This window comes from Serratia sp. CY33525 (assembly GCF_052169115.1).
In the GTDB taxonomy this organism is placed as follows: domain Bacteria; phylum Pseudomonadota; class Gammaproteobacteria; order Enterobacterales; family Enterobacteriaceae; genus Serratia; species Serratia sarumanii.
The window spans coordinates 361167-380758 of the sequence record NZ_JBJNLK010000004.1 but is presented as its reverse complement, the minus strand read 5'-3'; the positions used below and the strand labels follow the sequence as shown (position 1 = coordinate 380758).

Annotated in this window: 17 protein-coding genes; 9 read left to right on the top strand and 8 right to left on the bottom strand. The window is 62.0% G+C overall.

Going from position 1 to position 19592, the window contains the following annotated elements:
* Window positions 1-16: 16 nt before the first annotated feature.
* From lhgO to metQ, 5 genes are all read right to left on the bottom strand, one after another.
* On the bottom strand, window positions 17-1207 hold the full coding sequence (gene lhgO / locus ACJ8IM_RS13200) for an L-2-hydroxyglutarate oxidase (protein ID WP_033638128.1): 1191 nt from the start codon (window positions 1205-1207) through the stop codon (window positions 17-19).
* Complete coding sequence (locus tag ACJ8IM_RS13195) at window positions 1207-1926, bottom strand: FadR/GntR family transcriptional regulator (protein ID WP_033653838.1); 720 nt, start codon at window positions 1924-1926, stop codon at window positions 1207-1209. Before ACJ8IM_RS13195 ends, lhgO begins: the two co-directional genes overlap by 1 nt.
* Window positions 1923-3878, bottom strand: coding sequence for a TRAP transporter permease (locus tag ACJ8IM_RS13190; RefSeq protein ID WP_033653839.1), 1956 nt, complete (start codon window positions 3876-3878; stop codon window positions 1923-1925). The genes ACJ8IM_RS13195 and ACJ8IM_RS13190 overlap by 4 nt, the downstream gene beginning before the upstream one ends.
* A gap of 13 nt (window positions 3879-3891) precedes the next feature.
* Entirely contained in the window at window positions 3892-4926 is a 1035-nt protein-coding gene (locus ACJ8IM_RS13185) for a TAXI family TRAP transporter solute-binding subunit (RefSeq protein ID WP_033638131.1), read from the bottom strand.
* Window positions 4927-5111: 185 nt separating this feature from the next.
* Window positions 5112-5927, bottom strand: a complete 816-nt coding sequence (metQ, locus tag ACJ8IM_RS13180; protein ID WP_033638132.1) for a methionine ABC transporter substrate-binding lipoprotein MetQ — start codon at window positions 5925-5927, stop codon at window positions 5112-5114.
* A 236-nt stretch (window positions 5928-6163) separates the two neighbouring features.
* Here metQ and ACJ8IM_RS13175 point away from each other — a divergent pair, with 236 nt between their 5' ends.
* Together ACJ8IM_RS13175 and ACJ8IM_RS13170 are read left to right on the top strand one after the other, a co-directional pair.
* Complete coding sequence (locus ACJ8IM_RS13175) at window positions 6164-6682, top strand: hypothetical protein (RefSeq protein WP_033638133.1); 519 nt, start codon at window positions 6164-6166, stop codon at window positions 6680-6682.
* Between the two features lie 147 nt (window positions 6683-6829).
* Window positions 6830-7255 (top strand): universal stress protein, encoded by a 426-nt coding sequence (locus ACJ8IM_RS13170; protein WP_033638134.1) that lies wholly within the window; start codon window positions 6830-6832, stop codon window positions 7253-7255.
* Window positions 7256-7298: 43 nt separating this feature from the next.
* Here ACJ8IM_RS13170 and ygjK read toward each other — a convergent pair whose 3' ends face one another.
* Window positions 7299-9674 (bottom strand): alpha-glucosidase, encoded by a 2376-nt coding sequence (ygjK, locus tag ACJ8IM_RS13165; protein ID WP_308317389.1) that lies wholly within the window; start codon window positions 9672-9674, stop codon window positions 7299-7301.
* Between the two features lie 17 nt (window positions 9675-9691).
* Window positions 9692-10762, bottom strand: coding sequence for a protein YgjJ (ygjJ, locus tag ACJ8IM_RS13160; protein WP_033653840.1), 1071 nt, complete (start codon window positions 10760-10762; stop codon window positions 9692-9694).
* A 331-nt stretch (window positions 10763-11093) separates the two neighbouring features.
* Here ygjJ and ebgR point away from each other — a divergent pair, with 331 nt between their 5' ends.
* The 7 genes from ebgR to ACJ8IM_RS13125 all read left to right on the top strand — a co-directional run bounded on the left by ebgR (window position 11094) and on the right by ACJ8IM_RS13125 (window position 18719).
* Entirely contained in the window at window positions 11094-12074 is a 981-nt protein-coding gene (gene ebgR, locus ACJ8IM_RS13155) for a transcriptional regulator EbgR (RefSeq protein WP_033646411.1), read from the top strand.
* Between the two features lie 165 nt (window positions 12075-12239).
* Window positions 12240-15329: a beta-galactosidase subunit alpha gene (gene ebgA, locus ACJ8IM_RS13150; protein ID WP_033653841.1), complete on the top strand. Its 3090-nt coding sequence runs from the start codon at window positions 12240-12242 to the stop codon at window positions 15327-15329.
* Complete coding sequence (locus ACJ8IM_RS13145) at window positions 15326-15778, top strand: beta-galactosidase subunit beta (protein WP_033653842.1); 453 nt, start codon at window positions 15326-15328, stop codon at window positions 15776-15778. Before ebgA ends, ACJ8IM_RS13145 begins: the two co-directional genes overlap by 4 nt.
* 58 nt (window positions 15779-15836) lie before the next feature.
* Window positions 15837-17339 (top strand): amino acid permease, encoded by a 1503-nt coding sequence (locus ACJ8IM_RS13140; RefSeq protein ID WP_033653843.1) that lies wholly within the window; start codon window positions 15837-15839, stop codon window positions 17337-17339.
* 102 nt (window positions 17340-17441) lie between these two features.
* Entirely contained in the window at window positions 17442-17756 is a 315-nt protein-coding gene (locus tag ACJ8IM_RS13135) for an ArsR/SmtB family transcription factor (RefSeq protein WP_033646407.1), read from the top strand.
* A complete protein-coding gene (locus ACJ8IM_RS13130) occupies window positions 17753-18082 on the top strand; it encodes an SRPBCC family protein (protein WP_033646406.1) in 330 nt (109 codons plus the stop codon). The genes ACJ8IM_RS13135 and ACJ8IM_RS13130 overlap by 4 nt, the downstream gene beginning before the upstream one ends.
* Before the next feature lie 43 nt (window positions 18083-18125).
* Complete coding sequence (locus ACJ8IM_RS13125) at window positions 18126-18719, top strand: ATP-dependent Clp protease proteolytic subunit (protein WP_033638144.1); 594 nt, start codon at window positions 18126-18128, stop codon at window positions 18717-18719.
* A 5-nt stretch (window positions 18720-18724) separates the two neighbouring features.
* Here ACJ8IM_RS13125 and ACJ8IM_RS13120 read toward each other — a convergent pair whose 3' ends face one another.
* Complete coding sequence (locus ACJ8IM_RS13120; RefSeq protein WP_033653844.1) at window positions 18725-19591, bottom strand: hypothetical protein; 867 nt, start codon at window positions 19589-19591, stop codon at window positions 18725-18727.
* Between the last annotated feature and the right edge of the window lies 1 nt (window position 19592).

Sequence of the window (19592 nt, the reverse complement as noted above, 5' to 3'; positions counted from 1 at the left end):
GTGGCCTCAACGGGCGTCAGAAAGCGGACAGGTGGCGGCGCACGATCTCGCGGCCGATCTCCAGCGAGGCGGTCGCTGCCGGAGAGGGGGCATTGCATACGTGCAGCGAGCGTTGGCCCTGCACGAAGTGGAAGTCGTCCACCAGCTTGCCGTCGGCGGTCAGCGCCTGGGCGCGCACGCCGGCCGGGCCGGGGCGAATATCCTGCTCCTGCAGCGCCGGGATCAGCCGACGGGCGTTCTCGGCAAAGCGGCGGCGCGACAGCGAACGGCGCATTTCCGCCAGCCCTTCGCCGAGGTAGTTGCCGGCGATTTTCCAAAAGCCGCGATAGCCGAGCACCTCGCTCAGATCGCGCAGGCTGAAGTCGCATTTGCGGTAGCCTTCGCGTTTGAAGGCCAGCACCGCATTGGGGCCGACGTCGCGCTTGCCGTTATACATACGGGTAAAATGCACGCCGAGGAAAGGGAAATCCGGGTTGGGCACCGGGTAGATCAGATGGTTGACCAGGTGGTTTTTCGCGTCGTCCAGCACATAGTATTCACCGCGGAACGGCACGATCTTCATGCCGGTTTCGTAACCGGCCAGTTTGGCGATGCGATCGCTGAACAGCCCCGCGCAGTTGATCAGCAGTTTTCCCTCGAAGGTGTCGCCGGCGGCGGTGACGGTGACGCCGCCGGCGTGTTCGCGGATGGCCTCAACCTGATGGCCGTAGGCGATCTCGCCGCCGCGCCGCACGATGATCTCCGCCAGCTTGGCGGCCACCTCCGCGTAGTTGACGATACCGGCGTCGGGCACCAGCAGCGCTTCAAGGCCATTGACGTGCGGTTCGCGCTCCCGCAGCTGCGCCTGCGACAGCCGGGTGACCTGCAGGCCGTTTTGCAGGCCGCGCTGATAGATGTTCTCCAGCCGATCCAGTTCGTTTAGCTGGGTGGCGACAATCACCTTGCCGCATTGGTCGTGATACAGGTCGTGTTCGCGGCAGAAGGCGAACATGCTGCGGTTGCCCTGTTTTGCCAACTGCGCTTTCAGGCTGCCGGGCGTGTAGTAGATGCCGGAATGCACCACGTTGCTGTTGTGGCCGCTTTGGTGCGCCGCCGGGCCGCGCTCTTTTTCCAGGATCAGAATGCGCCGCTGCGGATCCGCTTCCTGCAGCGCATTCACCACGCCGAGCCCCACCAGGCCGGCACCGATAACGATCGCGTCGTACATCACGGCTCTTGCTCCTCGTTTTCCAGGCGGCGTAATTTGCCGCGTACGTTGTTCAGATGGCTTTGCATGGCGGCGGTGGCCGCCGCCGCATCGCCGTCGCGAATGGCGATAAATACCCGCTCATGTTCGTCGATCACCCGCTGGCGCTCGGCCTGCCGCCCTAGGTTTTTGCTGAGCGAGTACACCAGCACCCCCAGATACAGCTCGTGCATGTTATCGAGGATCTGCACGAAAAAGGGGTTATGCGAAGCCTGCATGATGGCGCGGTGGAACAGGTAGTCCTGCCGATAGCCGATCTGGCCGTCGTTGAGCGTACAGTCACGAAAGGCGAGGTGCGCCTGTTCGATCGCCTGCAACTCCTGTTCGGTGCGGCGCTCGGCGGCCATGCGCGCCGCCTGCTGTTCCATGACTTCGCGCATTTCCAGCAGCGCTTCCACCTCGCAGCGGTCGGCTACCTCCATCACCAGCGGTTCGTATTTGCTCAGCAGCGAATGCTGTTCCACCCGGTGGCCGCCGCCCTGGCGTGAGGAGATGATGCCGCTGACCTCCAGCACGCCGAGCGCCTCGCGCACCGGCACCCGGCTGACGCCGAACGCGTCCGCCAACACGTTTTCCGACGGCAGCTTCTCGCCGACCGGAAAGGTGCCGTCGTTGATGCCGGCTTTCAGCTGCGCCAGCACCTGATGAGAGGCTTTCTGGCGCGTGACCTTGCGGATCATGACGCGCCTCCCGGCAGCGCGGCGCGCTGTTTATAGCGCAGCAGGTGCATGGCGGCGGCGGCGGCGATCAGGGCCGCGCCGCCCAGATCGGTCATCAGGCCCGGTTTGATCAGTAAAATCGCCGCCGCGGTAAACAGCACCCGCTCCAGCCAGTGGGTCTTCATCAGCCAGAAATTGGCGCTGGCGATCGACAGGGCGTAGATCCCCACCAGCGCGCTGATCACCATATGCAGCACCGACAGCGGGTTGAGATCGTCGCCCTGCATCAACAGCATCGGGTTGTAGACCAGAATGAACGGGATGATAAAACCCGGCAGCGCCAGGCGCACCGCGTCCCACGAGGTTTGCATCGGATCGGCGCGGGCGATGCTGGCGGCGGTGTAGCTGGCCAGCGCCACCGGCGGCGTGATGTTGGACAACGCGCCGAACCAGAACACGAAGAAATGCGCCGCCAGCGGCAGCACGCCGGCTTTGATCAGGATCGGCGACACGGTCACCGCCACCACGATGTAGAGCGCGGTGGAGGGTAGCCCCATGCTGAGCACGATGCACACCAGCATCACCACCAGCAGGATCATCCACAGGGTGTTGTCGGTCATGGCGACGATGTTGAACGCCAGCGTGGAGCCGATGCCGGTCATGGTCACCACGCAGATGATCACGCCGATGGCGGCGCAGGCGATGGTGACCTGGATCGAGCCGCGCGCCGCGTCGTTCAAGGCCAGCGCGATTTTTTTCGGCGTCATGCGCACCGAACTGTCGGGGGTGAGCCAGCTGGCGACGATGATAGAAATGATGCCGAGGAAGCCGGCATAGATTGGCGTTTTGCCCAGCAGCAGCGTGCCGATGACGATGACGAGCGGCAGCAGCAGCAGCCCGCGCGCCTTCAGCACCGCGCGCACCTGAGGGATGTTCTCCTTGTTGATGCCCTTCAGGCCCTGTTTCTTGGCCTCCAGATCGATAGCCATGATCAGCGCGGCGTAATAGAGCAGCGCTGGCACGATGGCGGCGATGACGATGGTGGTGTATGAGATGCCGAGGAAACCGGCCATGATAAACGCCGCCGCGCCCATGATGGGGGGCATGATCATGCCGCCGGTGGAGGCGGTGGCTTCCACGGCGCCGGCGAAGCGGGACGACAGCCCGATGCTTTTCATCAGCGGAATGGTGAAGGTGCCGGTGGTGGCGACGTTGGCCACCGCGCTGCCGCTCAACGAGCCGGTCAGTGCCGACGAGATCACCGCCACCTGGGCCGGGCCGCCGCGGCGGCGTCCGGCGGCGGCCAGCGCCAGATCGTTGAACAGCGCGGTTGCGCCGCTGACGCTGAGAAAGGCGCCAAACAGAATAAACACCACGATGGCGGTGGAGGCGGTGGACAGGGTGATGCCGAAAATCCCCTCGCTGGTCATGAACAGCCGATACAGCAGGCGTTCCACCGAGAAGCCCCCGTGGCCGAAAATGCCCATGAAGTACTGCCCGAACAGCGCATAGAGGATGGCGAAGCTCGCCAGGCCGGGGATGAAATAGCCGGTGGTGCGTCGCGCGGCTTCGAACAGCACGCCGATACCGATCGCCGCCATCACATAGTCGGTGGCGTTGGGGATGCTCTTGCGTACCACGTGCAGATCGACGTAGTTAACGTAGAAATAGCCGTAGCTGACCAGCGTCAGGATGATGAACAGATAGTCCCAGCGGTTGAAACTGCGGGTGGCGTGCCGGGCCGAGAAGGGGAACAGGATAAAGCCCAGGATCAGAATGCCGCTCAGGAACGTGGTGTTGCGGTAGAACTCCTGCGTGTTGGACAGCGCGTTGGCGTAGATGGCATAGGCGGAAATGGCGATCGCCAGGACGGTTGCCAGCTGCAAATAGATGCCGCTCAGCGGCCGGTTGCCGGCGCCGGCTTCCTTGTCCAGATCGACGGCGGGCTGCGGTGAAGAAGGGTGAGTGCTCATACGTCCTCCTGGGTTAGGGGTTGGCGGCCAGCGCGGCGGCTTCCGGCGGGATCAGATAATCGGGTATCTCGACGCCGGCTTCGCGGTAGTAGCGATAGGCGCCGAGGTGCAGCGGCACGGAAACGCCTTTCAGCGCATTCTCCAGCGAGATGTATTTGGCCGAGCTGTGCACCTGGTGCACTTCCGGCAGGTTCTCGAACATCGTTTTGGTCAGGTCGTACACCAGCTTTTCATCGAGCCGGCTGAGGGCCACCAGAATATTGGGCTGCGCGATGGTGGCGACCGCTTTGGGCTGGCGCGGGTAGGTCTCCGCCTTGATGTCGAAGCGGAACCAGGAGTTGGCGATGGCGTTGATGCTGGCCAGCTGTTCGTCGGTGACTTCCAGGATGCGTGCCGGCACGCCGCTGGCATACATGTCGGTGACGGCGGCGGCCGGCACCCCGGCGGGCAGGGCGCCGCCGTCCAGGCGCCCGTCGCGCATCGCGGAAACCGTGTCGCCGTAGCCGAGGTATTCCGCCGACAGCGACTTCTTGGTCAGGTTGACGCCCTGTAGGATGATCATCGTCGACTGTTCGGTGCCGCTGGCCTGCGGCCCGACGGAAAAGCGCGTGCCGGCGATATCGTTCAGCGTGCCGTCTTTGACCCGGCTTTCCAGCATTACGAAGTGTTCGACGTTGGGCCACAGCATGGAGATGGAGCGCAGATCGCCGTAGGCGCGGCCGTCGAAGTTGCGCACGCCCTGATAGGCTTCGACGGCGATCAGGCTCTGCAAAATCGCCAGCTGCGCCTCGTCTTTTTGCAGCAGGTCGATATTCTCGATCGAACCGGCGGAGGATTGGCCGGTGACCTGTATCCCCTGGCGTTTCAGCCGGTTGCTCCAGACGTTGGCCAACCCGACGCCCATCGGGTAGTAGGTGCCGCCGGTGGAGGCGGTGGCGACGGAGAGGAAGGTTTTATCGGCGTTCTCCGCTTTACCGGCGATGGCCAGCAACGCGGCGCCGACCACGGCGCAGGTAACAAGCAACGCTTTGATTTTTCTATTTTTCATTATTTTCCCCAGCGGTTTTTTGAAACAAATAGAAAACATTTACGCAAACTTGTATACAACATGGCAGCTTTATTCACCTAAAGCGCCATGCTTGATTTGTGATCTGAGTGGGCGAAAATTGAACGGCGCGGCGTAGGGCGGAAATGAAAAACCCGTGGCGGGCGCCACGGGCATGCGGGGGAGGGTTACCAGCCTTTGACGGCGTCGCCCTTGTAGATGTCGGCGGCGCTGGCCGCCACTTCGTCGGTCTGATAGGCCTTGACCAGATCCTTCACTTTCTCGCTGTCTTTGTTGTCGATGCGGCTGGCGAAGATGTTGACGTACGGCGAGTTTTTGTCTTCGACAAACAGCCCGTCCTTGGCCGGCGACAGGCCGATCTGGCTGGAATAGTTGGTGTTGATGATCGCCAGCGTCACTTTCTGATCGTCCAGCGCGCGCGGCAGCTGCGGCGCTTCAATCTCGACGATCTTCAGCTTTTTCGGGTTGCCGACGATGTCCAGCGCGGTCGGCAGCAGGCCGACGCCGTCTTTCAGGGTGATCAGCCCCTGTTTTTGCAACAGCAGCAGCGAGCGTCCCAGATTGGTCGGATCGTTCGGCACCGCCACCTGCGCGCCGTCCGGCAGCTGGCTGAGTGCGGTTATCTTCTTCGAATAGCCGGCGATCGGGTAGACGAAGGTGTTGCCCACCGCGGCCAGCTTGTAGCCGCGCTCCTGCATCTGCTTGTCCAGATACGGCTTGTGCTGGAAGGCGTTGACGTCCAGATCGCCGTTATTCAGCGCTTCGTTCGGCAGCACGTAGTCGTTGAAAGTCACCACCTCCACGTCCAGATCGTATTTCTGCTTGGCGACCTTTTGCACCACCGCCCACAGCGACTGATCGATGCCGGCGCTGATGCCGACCTTGATGTGGTGATCGTCCTGTGCGGTCGGGCCACAGGCGGTCAGCAGCAGTGTGCCGGCGGCGGCCAGCGCCAGGGTGAGGTTTTTCAGCGTAAATGTCATTTTCCCAGGGTCCTTGTCAACATTGCCTGCTAATTTTGGCGGACAGAATAGTGGCAGTGACTGTAGGTGAGCGTCGGGATAAAACAAAATACTGATTCACTATGACTCATAGCGATTAGCTATGAGCGGCCGCCGCCTGGCGCGGTGCGGATTGTTTTGACGGCGAATCGGCGGGCTTATTATGATAGCCGTTGGCCCGCGAGGGCAGACTGGGTACTGAAACGAAGGAAAAAACAATGCGATTGAACACTTGGAGCAAGGCGCTGCTGCCGCTGGTGGTGTTGGCCTGCGTCTCGGCGACTCAGGTTCGGGCGGCGGAGAGCGATACCGGGCCGATCCCCAAACAGCTGCTGGGCAACTGGCGCGTCAGTAAAATTGTGCCGACTCAGACCACCGGCTGCTGGGATCAACAGCAGGCGCAGAGCCTGATCGGCGGTAAAATCAGCTATAAGGCGGATGCATTCAGCTGGAACGGCACGGCGCTGAAAAGCGAAGGCGCCACCGTCAGCACCGTAGAAGCGCAGGAGTTCGTCGAGGACAATTCCGGCAGCAGTTCCTACATCGATTTCCCGATGCTGGGCATCAGCACGCCGTCGGTCGAGCGCGTGGCCATTCAGCACGCGGATACCGTCATCAAAGGCATCACCGATCAGGGCACCGATGGGGTGCCCGGCGATAACGTGCTGGTGAAAGACGCCAACACGCTGATCCTGTCGCTGTGCAACGTCTGGTTTGAGGCGCAGCGCGAAAAGTAACCTCTCCCTTCCGCCCCGGCAACGGGGCTTTCCCGCCGTTATCTCTCCCGCCGCGCGCGCCGTTTCTGAACTAAAATTAACCATAACGATATGACTCTGACGTGATATCGGAGCCTCGGCTCTACCGAGTCCATGACAGGAGGCGCTATGTGTTACCACCATATTGTCATTGCCACCGATCTGAGCGATGACGGCAAACGATTGGTCGAAAAGGGGGCGCTGTTAGCGGAGGCGCTGAAGGCCAAACTCTCGCTGATCTATGTGGACGTCCACTATGACACTTACCATGCGGCGATCGGCTTTTCGGAGCACAGCTATGAGGGCGCGTCGTTCGAAGAGAAGATCCGCAAAGAGCTGGAACCCACCACGCAAAACGTCAATTACCCGATCGCGGAAGTGATTATCGGGCGCGGCGGCTTTGTTGACGAACTGCGCACGGCAGTGGTGGACAAGAATATCGATCTGCTGGTGTTCGGCCACCACCACGATTTGTGGAGCAACCTGTTTTCTTCCACCCGCAACGCCATCAACCAGCTGAATATCGACGTGTTGGTGATCCCGATCCGCTCATAAACGCGGGCCACCGCCGGGCAACGATGGCGGTGGCCGCTGCGGCTTATTGCGTGAAGAAGTCGTTATACAGCATGTACAGGTGTGCCGCGCTCCAGGAGAAGTTCGGCGCGCCTTGTTGCTTGCCGGTGAGCGGGTTGTAGTTCTCGCGGATCGGCCCGTCGGCGACCAGGCCGTCGGCGTGGCGGAAGAAAGCCTGCGCCATCGCCACCGCATCGTCGCGATAGCCGTAGCGTTCCATGCCCTTGAGGCCGAAATACAACTGATCGACCCACACGCGGCCGCGCCAGTAGATGTCCGCGCCGAACGCCGGATTGGTCAGCGCCGCGGTACCGAGCGGCACGTAGGTATTGAACTCGCGCGGATCTTTCATCACCCTGACCACCGCATCGGCGTGCGGCTGGCTGGCGGCGCCGTTGAACAGCGGCGACCAGCCTTCCGGCCCTTTGCCGCGTTCGACGATCGGTTTGCCGGCGCAGCCGTTGGCCAGTGGCCGCTTTTCGATGCGGATGTCATAGAAGAAACCGCTGTGCTTGTCGAACATGCAGGTGTTGATGTAGGCCGCCAGCCGGTCGGCTTTGGCGCGGAAGGCGGCGGCCTCGGCGCCGTGGCCGAGAATATCGGCCATCTCCGCCAGATAGCGGTTGTCGCTGTACATGTAGCTGGCCTGAACCACCGATTCCTGCAGCAGCGAGTAGCCGAGCAGCGTGCCGTCCGGCGCGCGGTTTTCGGCGAATTTCACCTGCCAGTCTTCGCGTTTGCCGCCCTGCGCCAGGTAGCGCGCCAATTGATCCGGATCGATAAAGCCGAATACCGCCGCGTCGTCGCGGCCCGACTCCCAGGAGGCGGCGGTCTGCGCCGGGATCTCGATGCTGTCGTACTGCCCCTCGCGCACGATGCGATCGTAATTGTCGAGGCCGGCCAGCGTTTGCTCGCGCTGCCCGCGCTTGACGGTGAACAACATGCGTCCGTCGGGGGTATTGTGCGCTTTGTCGCGGGTGGCGCCGTACTCCGGCACGCCGTTGCCGTTGTGGTCACGGTTGCGCAGCCACCAGTCATGATAGGCCACCAGCTTCGGGTACATCTCCGCCAGCCAGCCCTTATCGCCGGTGTCGCGATACACCTCCATCACCGCCCAGGCCGCCAGGCTCGGCTTGGTGTTGCGCTCGTTCCAGTTGCCGCCGTCGCCGCCGCGCTCCGGGCTGGGGTTGTAGGCGATAAGGTCGGGCAGGAAACCGGCGTCCCACGGGCGCAGGGCATCGCCCGGCCGGATCTGGAAGGCGAACACCGCGCGGATGTTGTCCTTGGCCACGTCCGGGTTGAAGTGTGCCATGGCGTAGGCCTGTTTCCAGGTGTCCCACGGCCAGGTCTGGTTGCCGGAGAACCAGCGTCCGGTCACCGACGGGGTGACCGAGTCGAACTTCATCGCCCCGGCGGCGCCGCGCCAGTTGCCGTTGAGCGTTTCCATCGCTTTGACCGCCACGCGGGTTTGTTCCGCCGTGGCGTGCGGGTTGCTGAGCCCTGTGGCGAGATAGCGTTCCCAACGCTGGGACGATGCGGCCATATAGCGCTGCGGGTGAGCGAGGATGTCGGCGGTGGCGCGTTGTTCGCGCCGCGCTTCTTCGGCGGTAAGCAAGTGCGAGTAGGTGGTGTACAGGGTGGTGGAGCCGGCGATGCGCGCCGTGGCTCGGAAGCGATGGCCGTCGACCGTGGTGCGCTGCGGCAGCGATTTGTGGATCTGATACTCGGACTGGCCGGAAGTCATCAGCTGCGACGGTGCGCGCACTTTGCCGAAGGTGACGCGCAGGCCGTCAGCCGTCGGCACAATGCGGCGCGTGTAGTCAGGAAATGCCTGCGCGAGGGTCGCCGGCGGCTGCGGTTTTTGCTCTTTGGCCGCATAACGTTCCAGCAGCTCGCCGTCCCACACCAGCTCCAGCGGCGTGTCGGTCAGGATTTGGGTTTCCAGCAGCGAGGTGCGCGCGCCAGCGAAGCGCAGCGTCAGGTTGACGGTCACGCCCGGCGCGCTGAGCCGCTGCACCAGGGCACCGGGCAGGCTGTAGGCCGTCATAGTGAAATGCACCGACTTACCATCTCGATAGACGCTGAGCCGATCGAAATTGTTGGCCATAAAGTTGATGTACTCTTCGGTCAGCAGCGCCGGGCCGGGGAAACCGCCCATGCCTTCCGGCCCGCTCGGCAACAGGTGGCCGTGCCAGGCGCCGAGATCGAAGAACGGATTGAAGCGCTGGTGATCGTCGAAATCATAATCGAGCATAAAGTGCGGCGCGCCGCGGCGGTCGATGACGTTTTTATAGCGCTCGGCCAACGGGGCGTCGGCGTCGGGCGTTTTCGGCGCGCAGCCCGTCAGCGTCAGCGCGAGGGTGAGGGCAGCGGCCAGCGGGGTCAGGGGAGTCATGTTCATCGTAGGAGCCTCAACGGTTACCAATAGAAATATTGCATCAGGAACACCGAGTTGCTGGCGCCGGTGCTGTCGTTGCGCATGAAGAATTTGCTGTCCAGCGCGGTGGCCAGCTTGCCGCCGGCGTATTCATACCAGACGCCGAACTGGGCGTATGAGGTGGCAGTATCCGCCGCATTATCAAACCGGTGGCGGGCGTAGCTGTAGGCGGTGGAGAGATACAGCCCTTTGGCGGTTTCCGTCATCGCGCTGAGCATCAGGCCCGACTCGCTGCCGGAATGGCCGCCGCTGTCGCCTTTGCCGGTGTGGTGCCAGACGCGGCCGGCCAGGTGTTGGCCGCGCAGCCCCAGCAAAAACAGCTGCCCCAGGCCGTCGGTCACTTCCAGGCCGTTCAGCAGCGTCAGATTGTCCTGCAGGTCGTACTGGGTGTAGCCGTTGATCATCGCCCGATAGGTGTACTTGTCGGAATAGCGATCGTATTTGCCGAAGTGCAGCAGCGCCTTGCTCTCGTCGATGCGGCTTTCCGGCGCCGCCGTCACGCTGTAGCGAAAACGCCCGGTCAGGTTTTGCAGCTTGGCGGCGTAGCTGAGATCGCGGGTGTTGGGGATCACGTAGCCGTATTCCGGCGTGAAGTCGCCCCACCATTGCAGGTCGTCGAGCGACGAGTCGTTGCGCACGCTGAGCATCATCTCGGTGCCGTCGTCGGTGCGGTAACCGCCGTAAAAGCGGTTCAACCCGCCCTCGAAGCCGCCCCAACCGTGGCCCGGCGTCCAGGCGTGGCCCTGGCTGTCCGCCTGCACGGTCCAGCCTTCGCCGTAAATCAGGCCGAACCAGTGGCCTCGTTTGATCTCCAGGCCACCTTCGATATAGGTGCCGTCGCTGTATTGATGCTGATGTTCGCCGTTCAAATAGACGCTGCCGCCGATGCCGAGCTCGCCGTAAAAACGCAGGGCGGTCGCGGCGCTATCGGGTAGCGGCGGCGGTGGGAGCTGATTGCGCTCCGCCGGGGTCACCGGTTCCTGCGCCGCCCAGGCGGGCGCGTTAACGAGCAGCAACAAGGGCAACAGGGCGTGATGGCTTAGTGATTTCATGGGGCATAGGCCTGGTGTTGGGTGGATCGGAACGTCAGCCGAGCGGCGGCTCACGCGAGGTCGCTCCCGGCTCCCTGGGAGAAAAAACCGCCCCGGCGGGACGGTAAACGGCAGGTATATTAGTAAAATATTTAGTAAAAAATATGCTTTAATCAGTAAATCGTTAACTTGATCACAGCGGGTGAAATGGGTATCTTTCGCTGCAGGCGCCCGGCAACGGCTGGCATGAGCGTGTTCTGGCCCGGTCTGGGAAGGAGAGGAGGCGGGCGGCGCTGTACGCCGCGGCGCTATCCGATTAAGCTACCGTTTTTCGTCTGTGCATTGGGACTCTATGGCCACACTGAAGGAAATTGCTGAAGCCGCTAATGTGTCCGTCGCCACCGTTTCGCGCGTGTTGAATGACGACCCCACCCTGAGCGTGAAGGCGCAAACCCGCCAGAAGATCCTGGAAGCGGCGGAACGCCTCGAATACAAGATCGCGCCTTCCAAACGGCAAAGCGGGCAACGCCTGCATTTCGCCGCGCTGTTCACCTATACGCAGGGCGTGGAGATCAACGATCCCTATTACCTGGCGATGCGCTACGGCATCGAGACGCAGTGCGAAAAGCTGGGCGTGGCGCTGAGCGCCGGTTACGACTTCAACGGCGACAAGGCGCTGCCGGCGGCCGACGGCCTGCTGGTGATCGGCCGGCCACAGCCCGCGCTGTATGAGCAGCTCAGGCAGCAGGAAACGCCGGTGGTGTTCATCGACGGCGTGGTGGAGGATGAGCGGTTTGACTGCGTCAATGTCGACCTGTACAAGATCAGCCGCAAGGTGATCGACTACTTCATCGGCCGCGGCTATCAGCGCATCGGCTTTATCGGCGGGCGCGACCATCCGGCCGGCATCGACCAGCGCGAGCAGGCATTCGTCGAGTATGGCCGGCAGCAAAATGTGGTGCGAGCGCAGGACATTTACCACGGCGATTTCAGCAGCCAGTCGGGCTACCAGTGCGCGAAAGCGATGTTGCAGAGCCAGAATGGCTATCCGCCGGCGCTGCTGGTGGCGACCGATTCGATCGCGATCGGCGTGCTGCGCGCGCTGCACGAACACGGCATTCAGGTGCCGGGGCAGATCGCGCTGATCAGCGTCAACGATATTCCCACCGCCCGCTTTATTTTCCCCGCCTTGTCCACGGTGCGCATCCCTTCGGAAACCATGGGCGCACAGGCCGTCAACCTGCTGACGGAGCGGCTGCGCGATGAGCGCGCCGTCCCGCTGTCGATCTTCGTTCCCAGCTCGCTGCAGCTGCGCGACACCACCGTCGCCTGACCGGCCCCCGCCTCGGCGGGGGCGTTGGCGCTCAAAATTAACGTCATGATAAAAAAGGCCTTTGAGATTTATTGTGATCCTGTCGTCATTTGGTAAATATCAACTGTAATTTTTACTAAATATTTACTATCGTTTCCGCATTGCACAGGTGTCGGGAGACGTGACGTGAATAATTGGGAAAACATTGAAAAACAGTCGGAGCACCGGTTGGCACCGCGCGCGAGCTTCTTCAGCTACGCGGACGCCGGGCAGGCGCTGAGCTTCGATCGCAACGCCAGCCGGCGTTTCCAACTGCTGAGCGGCCGCTGGCGTTTTCGCTTCTTCGAGCACCCGGCGCAGGTGCCGGCGGCATTTTACCGGGAGCCGATGAACGACTGGGGCGATATGGCGGTGCCGGGCATGTGGCAGCTGGAAGGGCACGGCCACCTGCAGTACACCGATGAGGGCTTCCCGTTCCCGATCGACGTGCCTTACGTGCCGACCAATAACCCCACCGGCGCCTATCAACGCCACTTTACGCTCGACGCCGGCTGGCAAGATCAGCAAGTGCTGATCAAATTCGACGGCGTGGAAACCTACTTCGAGGTGTACGTCAACGGCGACTATGTCGGCTTCAGCAAGGGCAGCCGACTGTGCGCCGAGTTCGACATCAGCCCCTATGTGCGGCAGGGCGAGAATCTGCTGTCGGTGCGGGTGATGCAGTGGGCCGACTCCACCTACATCGAAGATCAGGACATGTGGTGGATGGCCGGCATTTTCCGCGACGTCTATCTGATCGGCCAGAGCGCTACCCACCTTCACGATCTGACGCTGGTCACCACCTTCGATGAGCGCTATTGCGACGCGCAGTTGGCGATCGATGCCGAGCTGCGCCATCTCGGTGTGCAGGCCGCCGAGGGCTGCCGCCTGCAGGCGCAGCTGTTCGACGGCGATCGCTGCGTGGCGGAGCAGTGGCACGACGATCTGCGCATCGAGCGGGCGCTGAACTGCCGTTTCGAACTGCCGGTCAGCTGCCCGCAGCAGTGGAATGCAGAAAATCCCTATCTGTATCAGCTGTTGCTCAGTCTGTATGACGGCGCCGGCAACCTGCTGGGCGTGGTGCCGCAGCGGGTGGGGTTCCGCGAGATTGCGGTGCGCGACGGGCTGATGTACGTCAACGGCCGCTACCTCAAGCTGCACGGCGTCAATCGCCACGATCACGATCACCGCAAAGGGCGCGCCGTTGATATGGCGCGGGTGGAGCGCGACATCGTGCTGATGAAACAGCACAACATCAACTCGGTGCGCACCGCCCATTACCCCAACGATCCGCGCTTTTACGAGTTGTGCGATCTCTATGGCCTGTTCGTGATGGCGGAGACCGATTTGGAGAGCCACGGCTTCGCCAACGTCGGCGATCTGAGCCGCATCACCGACGATCCGCGCTGGGAGCAGGCCTACGTCGAGCGCATCGAACGCCACGTGGCGGCGCAGAAAAATCACCCGTCGATCATTATCTGGTCGCTGGGCAACGAGTCCGGCTACGGCTGCAACATTCGCGCCATGGCCCGGCGCTGCAAGGCGCTCGATCCGACCCGTCTGATCCACTATGAAGAAGATCGCGACGCCGAAGTGACCGACGTGATCAGCACCATGTATTCCCGCGTGGCGATGATGAACGCCTTCGGCGAATACCCGCACCCCAAACCGCGCATCCTGTGCGAATACGCCCACGCGATGGGCAACGGCCCCGGCGGGCTGTTCGAATACCAGTCGGTGTTCAACCGCCACGCCAGTTTGCAGGGGCACTACATCTGGGAGTGGTGCGATCACGGCCTGCTGAGCCGCGACGAACAGGGGCGCGAGCGCTACCAGTACGGTGGCGATTACGGCGACTATCCGAACAACTACAACTTCTGCATGGACGGCCTGATCTACCCGGACCAGCGCCCCGGCCCCGGCCTGCGTGAATACCAGCAGGTGCTGTGCCCGGTGGAGGTGACGGCGGAGGAAGGCGCAGGCGACGTGCTGCGGGTGAAAAACCGCTATTGGTTCAGCTCGCTGGCGGACATCACGCTGAAAGTCAGCGTCAAGACCGACGGCCGCCAGGTGGCGAGTTACGAATTCAAGCTGCCGCACCTGCAGCCGGGCGAGAGCGAAGACATGCACCTGCCGGTATTGGCGCTGGGGCAGGGGGAAACGCTGATCGACGTGGCGGTGCATAAGGACAGCGCCACCCGCTACAGCGAGAGCGGCCAGCGGCTGGGACATTATCAGCATCTGCGCCGGGCGGCGACGCGGCGACCGGCTCCACCACCGGCCGATGCGCCGGCGCTGCAATGCCGCGAGGAAAATCATCGGCTGATCGTCAGCGGCGGCCGGTTCCAGCTGGCGTTCTCGCTACTGAGCGGCGAACTGCTGTCGTGGCGGGTAGACGATGAAGAAGTGGTGGGGCGCGCGCCGCGCATTACCTTCTTCAAACCGGTGATCGATAACCATAAACAGGAATATGAGGGGATTTGGCTGCCGCATCACTTCCCCATCATGCAGCAGCACTTCCGCCGCCTCAATCGGCAATGGCAGGGCGAGGATCTGCTGATCGAGGTACATAGCCTGATCGCGCCGCCGGTGTTCGACTTCGGCATGCGCTGCACCTACCGCTGGCGCATCTCCCCGCAGGGCTACGTCAGCCTGGATCTGGCCGGTGAGCCTTACGGCGATTTCCGCCAGATTATCCCGAAAATCGGCCTCGATTTCGGCATCAGCCGCCGCTTCGAGCAGGTGGAATACTACGGCCGCGGGCCGGGCGAGAACTACCGTGACAGCTGCCGGGCCAACCTGATTGGCCACTACCGGCAGCGCGCCGACGCGCTGTTCGAACACTATCCGTTCCCGCAGGACAACGGCAATCGGCAGGACGTGCGCTGGCTGAGTTTGCAGGACGCGGCGGGCAAGGGGATCTTCATCCAGCCGCGGCGGCCGATCAATTTCAGCCTGTGGCCCTACAGCGCCGAGATGCTGCACCAGGCCCAGCACATCAACGAGCTGGCACCGAGCGACTGCCTGACGCTGAACCTGGACGACCAGATCCTCGGCCTCGGCTCCAACTCCTGGGGCTCCGAAGTGCTGGATACCCACCGGGTCTATCTGGCGCCGTTCAGCTACGGTTTCACGCTGGTGCCGTTCGACGGGCGGCAAACGCAGGGCGCCGCGCTCGCCGGTTATGACTTCGCGCCCGCTCACCACCACCCGCAGTCTGCGGAGGAAAACGCATGATCATTCTCGAATCCCTGGCGGAGTTCCAGCGCATCTATCACAGCGGCAAGAAGTGGCTGCGCTGCATGGAGGCGATCGCCAATGTCGATCGCATCAGCCCGAACGTGTGCCATTCGATCGGCGACTCGCTGACGTATCGGCTGAGCGTCGGCGCCGGCCGCCAGCACGGTTGGCTGGAGGGCAACCGCCGTTACTTCGATGTGCACTATTACCTTGAGGGGGAAGAGACCGTCGAGGTGGCCGACAAGCGGGCGCTGACGACGGTGGCGCCCTATCAGGACGAAACCGACCGCGAGTTTTTCAGCGGCGAAGGCGAGAAGCGCCGGGTCGGCAAAGGCAACGTGGCGATCTTCGAAAACCACCAGGCTCACCGCTTCACAGAAAGCGGCAAGGTAAAAAAAGTCATTTTAAAAGTGACGGTGGAAGACAGCTATTTTGTTAACAAATAGCGCGCTCGCCGATCGATAACAACAAACCGAAGTCCCCTACACCATTCGGAGAATCTCTATGGCTGCGTCGAACAGAAACACCATCGGCAAGTTTGGCCTGCTGTCGATGACGTTTGCGGCAGTGTTCAGTTTCAACAACGTGATTAACAACAATATTCAGCTCGGGGTCGCCTCGTCGCCGGTGTTCCTGGTGGCGACCATCCTTTACTTCATTCCCTTTTGCCTGATCATCGCCGAGTTCGTCTCGCTCAACCGCAACTCCGAGGCCGGCGTTTATGCCTGGGTGAAAAGCGCGCTCGGCGGGCGCTGGGCGTTTATCACCGCCTACACCTATTGGTTCGTGAACCTGTTCTTCTTCACCGCGCTGCTGCCGCGCGTCATCGCCTACGCTTCTTACGCGTTCCTGGGCTATGACTACGTGTTTACCCCGCTGACCACGGCGATCATCAGCATCTTCCTGTTCGCCTTCTCGACCTACATCTCCAACAGCGGCGCAAAACTGCTGGGGCCGATGACCTCGGTGACCTCGTCGCTGATGTTGCTGCTGACGTTTTCCTACATCGTTCTGGCGGGCGCGGCGGTGCTGGGCGGCATCGAGCCGGCCGACCCGATCAACGTGCAGGCGATGACGCCGAACTTCAACTGGGCGTTCCTCGGCATTACCGCCTGGATCTTCCAGGCGGCGGGCGGGGCGGAGTCTGTGGCGGTGTACGTGAACGATGTGAAAGGCGGCAGCCGCGCCTTCGTGAAGGTGATCATCGTTTCCGGGCTGTTCATCGGCGTGCTGTATTCGGTGTCTTCGCTGCTGATCAACGTGTTCGTCCACCGCGCTGACCTGCATTTCACCGGCGGCACGGTGCAGGTGTTCGAAGGCCTGTCGGCGCACTTCGGCCTGCCGACGGTGCTGATGAACCGCTTTGTCGGCATCGTCTCCTTCACCGCCATGTTCGGCTCGCTGCTGATGTGGACGGCGGCGCCGGTGAAGATTTTCTTCACCGAGATCCCGAAGGGCATTTTCGGCGAGAAAACCATTCGTCTGAACCGGCACGGCGTGCCGACGCGCGCCGCCTGGATCCAGTTCTTCATCGTCATCCCGCTGATGCTGATCCCAACGCTGGGTTCCAGCAGCGTGCAGGATTTGATGAACACGCTGATCAACATGACCGCCGCGGCCTCGATGCTGCCGCCGCTGTTCATCATGTTGGCCTACCTGAATCTGCGGCTGAAGTACGACCGGGTGGCGCGCGATTTCAAAATGGGCTCGCGCCTGCAGGGCATCGCCATCGTCAGCGTGCTGATCGCCATCTTCACCGTCGGCTTCTTCGCCTCGACGTTCCCGACCGGCGCCAGCATCATGACCATCGTGTTCTATAACGTCGGCGGGCTGGTGGTGTTCCTCGGCTACGCTTGGTGGAAGTACAACCGCTACGCGAAAAGCCTGAGCGCCGAGGCGCGCTACCATGAAGACATGCCTTTGGCGCGCCTCGCGCTCGAAGCGCAGGAAGGGGCGCAGGCCGGGCAATCCGCGCTGACCACGCCCGTTTGCAATAAACCGCTGTAATTTCTCCTCTATCGGCTCCGTGCCCCGGCGCGGAGTCTCGCTTTGCGCAAAAATCCTGCCCTGGCGCTTGCATAATACATAAGTGAATACTAATGTATTTGTATGAACGAAAATGACATCTTCAAGGCGCTGGCCGATCCGACTCGCCGCACCATCTTCGACAAGCTCGCCGTCGGCAGCATGAACGCCAGCGCGCTGCGCGAAGGGCTGCCCATCAGCCAGTCCGCGATGTCGCAACACCTGGCGGTGCTGCGCAATGCCGGGCTGGTGCGCGAGACGAAGCAGGGGCGCTTCGTCAATTACCAGGTCGACCCGGAAGGGCTGGCGCAGATCGCCGATTGGCTGGCGAAGTACCGCGCCTGGTGGCCGGCGCGCATCGACGCGTTGCAAACCTTGCTGAAGGATATGGATCAATGAACAAACAGGCTGAGCAGCCGCCGCGCGATCGGCTGATATTGGAGTATTCGCTCGATGCACCGCCGGAAAAAGTGTGGCGAGCGCTCAGCATTCCCGAGCTGCGCGAGCAGTGGCTGCCTCCGGGGGATTTGGCGCAGGCCGAACCGCTGGCCGCCACGCCGGGCGAAGCGGTGAGCTATCGTCTGCGTGACGACCGGCCGCCGTTCCTTGAAAGCGTGGTGACGCTGCAGATAGTGCCGGACGCCGCTGGCGGCAGCCTGCTGCGGATTATCCACCAGCTCGACGCCGCCAATGACGGTTCGGTGACGATGATGCTCGCCGCCTGACGCGTTAAATTCATTTCCCTTTTGCCAACCCAGGAGTTCACCGATGCGTGAGAAGATGATGCTCGTCCCGATGGTGGTGGAACAGACCAGCCGGGGAGAACGTTCCTTTGATATTTATTCGCGCCTGCTGCGCGACCGGATCGTTTTCCTCAATGGCGAAGTCAACGACGACGTGGCCGAAATGCTGTGCGCCCAACTGCTGTTTCTGGAAGCGGAAAACCCGGAGAAACCGATCCACCTGTACATCAACTCGCCGGGTGGGGTGATCACCAGCGGGCTGGCGATTTACGACACCATGCAGTATATCCGCGCGCCGGTGCATACGCTGTGCATGGGCACCGCGCGCTCGATGGGCTCGTTCCTGCTGATGGCCGGAGAGCCGGGCCACCGCATGGCGCTGCCCAACGCCAGCCTGCACGTGCACCAGCCGCTGGGCGGCTTTCAGGGGCAGGCCTCCGACATCTTGATTCATGCCGAAGAGATGAAACGCACCAAAGACACGGTGATCCGGCTGTACGCCAAACATTGCGGCCTCAGCTACGAAGAGGTGGAGCGGGTGTTGGATCGCGATCGCTTTATGACCGCCGACGAAGCGGCGGCCTGGGGGTTGATCGATCGGGTGTTGCGGGAGCGGTAAACGGCTCAGCGGGGCTCGGCGGTCTGCGGCGTGTGCCAAACCCGTTCAAGCCCGAATTCGACCATCGCGAAATAGAGGCTGAAATAGCGCTCCGCCATGATAAAGAACGAACTGTTGAGTTCGATCACCACGTTATTGGTGGTGGTCAGCAGGCCGGATTTTTCCGCCGCCTGCAGAATGCGATTCACGTGCGCGCGTGAGACGGAGCACGACTTGGCGATTTTCGCCGAGGAGAGCAGCAGAAAGGGGGAGTCCTGCCGGATGCTTTCGATATGCAGCATCAGCAGCACCATGTGGCCGGCGTCCTTGCTGATAAACAGCCCGGATTGCGGCACCAGATCGATCAGGTAAATTTCCTTGAGCATCAGCTGCCCGTAGGCGGCGAAAAAGGTGGGCAGAAAGTCGGGCGCCGCCAGCAGCGCCGCGATAGGCATCTGTGGCGCCAGCGCCTGGTAGGGCCGCGCCATCGAGGCGATCAGCGCCTGGGTTTCCGCCAGCGCGTGCGGCGTAGGCTTATAGCGCAGTTGGCGCTTGTCATGTTCACAGGGTTTGACCTCCAGCCGGCGGCCGACCCGCAAAAAGAACAGAAAGGAGTCCAGAGAGTTCTCGCTGATGATGTTCTTCCCTTTAAAAAAGGCTTTGATGTCTTTCAGCCCGGCGGCGGGCTGGTGGTAGTAAATGGACAGGATGGTGGAACAAATGATGAACCGGCTGTTCCTGAAGATGATTTTGTAAAACAGCGGATGCTTCTTGTAGGTCTCCTTCAATAATTCCCCGTGTTTGACGATGGCGGTATGAAATGCCGGTGACTGCCTGATGTTGTTGGCCTGTTTCTCCAGGTGAAACTGTAGCTGGAATCTGCTTAGACTCATT